Source organism: Streptomyces laculatispora, assembly GCF_017353455.1.
GTDB lineage: Bacteria > Actinomycetota > Actinomycetes > Streptomycetales > Streptomycetaceae > Streptomyces > Streptomyces laculatispora.
Window position 1 is genome coordinate 1 of sequence record NZ_JAFMPZ010000450.1, and the last position, 3,878, is coordinate 3,878.

The window sequence follows — 3,878 nt, forward strand, 5'->3', positions numbered from 1 at the left end:
GCGCGTACTGGGCCGCCACCGCGGCGGACGGCGGTAGCGGCAAGGACAGCGCGGGCAGCGGTGCCGGCGCTCCCCCACTGCTCTCCCTGGACGAGCGGACGGGCGAACCGGCCGCGCACTCCCCCAGCCCATCGGCCCCGCCGCGGGGCATCGCACCGGGCGAGCCCGATCCGCACGGCGAACGGCTGGTCTACCGCGCGGCCGGAGCGCTGCCGGACGGCCCGGCGAAGGCCGCCGTCCAGCGCACGAGCGGAACCGTCTCCGCGGCCGAGGTGACCCGGCTGGCGAAGGCGCTCGGCCTGAAGGGCGCCCCGCAGGCCGAGGGCACCTCCTGGAAGGTGGGCTCCGACGGGGACGGCTCCGGACCGGTGCTGCGGGTGGACAAGCAGGCGCCCGGCACCTGGACCTTCGCCCGTTACGGCTCCGGAGGTACGGACAACTGCGGTACCAAGACGACCTGTTCGGGCAAGCACGTGGCTCCGGGCGGATCGGGATCACCGGTGGGCGAGAAGGCCGCCAAGGCCGCCGCGGCGCCCGTGCTGAAGGCGGCCGGCCAGGACGGCGCAGCCCTCGACGCACGCCAACTCATGGGCTCGGCCCGGGTGGTGAACGCGGACCCGGTGGTGGACGGACTGCCGACATACGGCTGGGCGACCGGGATCCAGGTCGGCACCGACGGTGAAGTGATCGGCGGTGGCGGGCAGTTGAAGGGCCTGGAGAAGGGCGCCGACTATCCGGTGATCGGCGCGGCCGAGGCGCTGAAGCAGCTGAACGCCGCCCAGCCCCCGGACGCCCGCAAGAACATCGGCGGGTGCGCGACCGTCGCGCCGCTCAAGGACGACACGAAGCCGTCCGGGCCCGCCTGCGGCGCGCGGACCGGGGCGGAGGCGACGACGGTGACGGTCGACAAGGCCGTCTTCGGCCTGGCGGCGCGCTACGTGGACGGCAAGCAGCTGCTCGTGCCGTCCTGGATCTTCACGGTCCGGCCGGCCTCGGGCGGGACGGGCAACACCGTCACCCAGGTGGCCGTGGACCCGGAGTACCTGGCGAAGGACGCCCCCGCGGAGAAGACCCCGGACGCGGGCGGAACGACGAGGGCCGGCGGCGCGATCCAGTCGTACAGCGCCGACGGACGGACCCTCTCGGTGACGTTCTGGGGCGGTGCGTGCAGCACGTACAAGGTGAGCGCGCGCGAGGACGGCGACACGGTGCGGGTGACCGTGGCGGAGTCCGGGCCGGACCCGAAGAAGGTCTGCGTCATGATCGCCAAGGAGCTGACCCGTACGGTCACCCTGGACCAGCCGCTGGGCGACCGGAAGGTCGTCGACGCCGCATCGGGCGGCGCGGTCGCGCAGAGGTGACGTGACACCCGCCGACGTCGGCCCGCCAGGGGCCGAAACCGGACAGCGGTACGGCGGCGGCCCCGGGATCCGATCCCGGGGCCGCCGCCGTAGCCACGTGTGCCCGATGTGCGCCGTGCGCCCGATGTGCGCCCGGCCCTCGCGCTCTAGTTGAAGGAGTCGCCGCAGGCGCAGGAACCCGTCGCGTTCGGGTTGTCGATCGTGAAGCCCTGCTTCTCGATGGTGTCGACGAAGTCGACGGAGGCGCCGCCCAGGTACGGGGCGCTCATCCGGTCGGTGACGACCTTGACGCCGTCGAAGTCCTTCACGACATCGCCGTCGAGCGAGCGCTCATCGAAGAAGAGCTGGTATCGCAGGCCAGAGCAGCCGCCGGGCTGGACGGCGACGCGCAGCGCCAGATCGTCACGGCCTTCCTGCTCCAGCAGGCCCTTGACCTTGGCTGCGGCGGCGTCGGACAGGAGGATGCCGTCGCTCACGGTGGTGGTCTCGTCCGATACGGACATCTGCTTCTCTCCCGGGTTGTACGGAGTCTGCTTGCCGACGTTGCAACCGCCGGAACCGCGGATTCATTCCGGGCCGCGCGCTTGCCTGTTCCATTCATGCTCGCACACCGGCCCCTCGGGCGGGTGCGTCACATTGACGTTATCGGCATCGTCAAAGTGACGTGAAGCGGTTATGATAGATAGCGTCAATTCGACGAAAAGGCTCCTCGTAGAGAAGCTCCTCGCAGAGAAGAAAGGGTGCGTGACGTGACCACGGCCCACCCCGTCCAGGAACTCGACGTCCAGCCGTCGCCCCTCGCCCTGCTCCTGCTCGGCCGCGACGCCGACCCCAGGAGCGAGCGCGGCGTCGAATGCCCCGGCGACCTGCCCTCCCCGTCCGACCCGGACCTGGTGGAGCGCGCCCGCGCGGCCAAGGAGAAGCTGGGGGAGAAGGTCTTCATCCTCGGGCACCACTACCAGCGCGACGAGGTCATCCAGTTCGCGGACGTCACCGGTGACTCGTTCAAGCTGGCGCGCGACGCCGCGGCGCGTCCGGAGGCCGAGTACATCGTCTTCTGCGGTGTGCACTTCATGGCCGAGTCCGCGGACATCCTGACCACCGGCGACCAGAAGGTCGTGCTGCCGGACCTGGCGGCGGGCTGCTCGATGGCCGACATGGCCACCGCCGAGCAGGTCGCCGAGTGCTGGGACGTGCTGACCGAGGCCGGGGTCGCCGAGCAGGTCGTGCCCGTCTCGTACATGAACTCCTCCGCCGACATCAAGGCCTTCACCGGCCGCCACGGCGGCACCATATGCACCTCGTCGAACGCGAAGCGCGCGCTGGAGTGGGCCTTCGAGCAGGGGGAGAAGGTCCTCTTCCTGCCGGACCAGCACCTGGGCCGGAACACCGCCGTACGGGACATGGGGATGACCCTGGAGGACTGCGTCCTCTACAACCCGCACAAGCCGGGCGGCGGGCTGACCGCCGAGGAGCTGCGCAACGCGAAGATGATCCTGTGGCGCGGGCACTGCTCGGTGCACGGGCGCTTCTCGGTGGAGTCCGTCAACGACGTGCGCGCCCGCATACCCGGCGTCAACGTGCTGGTGCACCCGGAGTGCAAGCACGAGGTCGTGGCGGCCGCGGACCACGTCGGCTCGACGGAGTACATCATCAAGGCCCTGGAGGCGGCCCCGGCCGGTTCCAAGTGGGCGATCGGCACCGAACTGAACCTGGTCCGCAGGCTGGCGAACCGTTTCGCTGCCGAGGACAAGGAGATCGTCTTCCTCGACAAGACGGTGTGCTTCTGCTCGACGATGAACCGGATCGACCTGCCGCATCTGGTGTGGACGCTGGAGTCGCTGGCCGAGGGCAACCTCGTGAACCGGATCGAGGTCGATCCGGAGACGGAGAAGTACGCCAAGCTGGCGCTTGAGCGGATGCTCGCCCTGCCGTAGCCCGGCCGCGAAAGGCCCCGGGGCGCCTTCGGGCGTTTCTCCGGGGCCTTTCGCGCAGGTGGTGGCGGCGGGCTGATTTTCCCCCATACGCCACCCAGGATGTCCGTTCCGTAATTACGCTGCTACTCACCGCAGCGCACATTCACGGGGGTACGGCGCCACATGACTTCTCGCAGCCCGGTGGACGATCTGGTGGTCGTCGTCCCGGGCATTCTCGGCAGCCGGCTGGCGGACGCGGACGGACACGAGGTCTGGGGCCTCTCGGGCCGGGCCCTCCTCCGGGGCATCCGTACCTTCGGCCGGTCCGTCAAGGGGCTGGCGCTCCCCGCGGACCTGGGCGACGAGCACCCGGGCGACGGCGTGCGCCCGCTCGGTCCGGTGCGCGACCTGCACGGCCTGCCGGGCATCGGGACGCTCGTGGACGGCTACGACGGCTTCCTGGACTGGCTGGAGCACCACTTCACGCTGCGCCGCCGGGGCGTGAGGGACGAGTCCTGCGCCCCCGCCAACCTGATCGGCTTCGGCTACGACTGGCGGCTCTCCTGCCGGTCCGCGTTGTACCGGCAGGAGAGCCGCCAGT

The 3,878-nt window shown here is 70.8% G+C and carries 3 protein-coding genes and 1 pseudogene; 3 read left to right on the top strand and 1 reads right to left on the bottom strand.

What is annotated here, in order from left to right; genetic code table 11:
• A partial coding sequence (locus J1C73_RS21870) for a hypothetical protein (protein ID WP_207317912.1) occupies positions 1 to 1,361 on the top strand: 1,361 nt, incomplete at its 5' end.
• Between the two features lie 146 nt (positions 1,362 to 1,507).
• Here the strand turns inward: J1C73_RS21870 and J1C73_RS21875 are convergent.
• A complete protein-coding gene (locus J1C73_RS21875) occupies positions 1,508 to 1,864 on the bottom strand; it encodes a HesB/IscA family protein (protein WP_123470148.1) in 357 nt (118 codons plus the stop codon).
• Between the two features lie 237 nt (positions 1,865 to 2,101).
• Between J1C73_RS21875 and nadA the strand changes: the two genes are divergently transcribed.
• A complete protein-coding gene (gene nadA, locus J1C73_RS21880) occupies positions 2,102 to 3,298 on the top strand; it encodes a quinolinate synthase NadA (RefSeq protein WP_123470152.1) in 1,197 nt (398 codons plus the stop codon).
• Between the two features lie 162 nt (positions 3,299 to 3,460).
• A pseudogene (locus tag J1C73_RS21885) lies at positions 3,461 to 3,878 on the top strand (hypothetical protein); the annotation flags it as partial.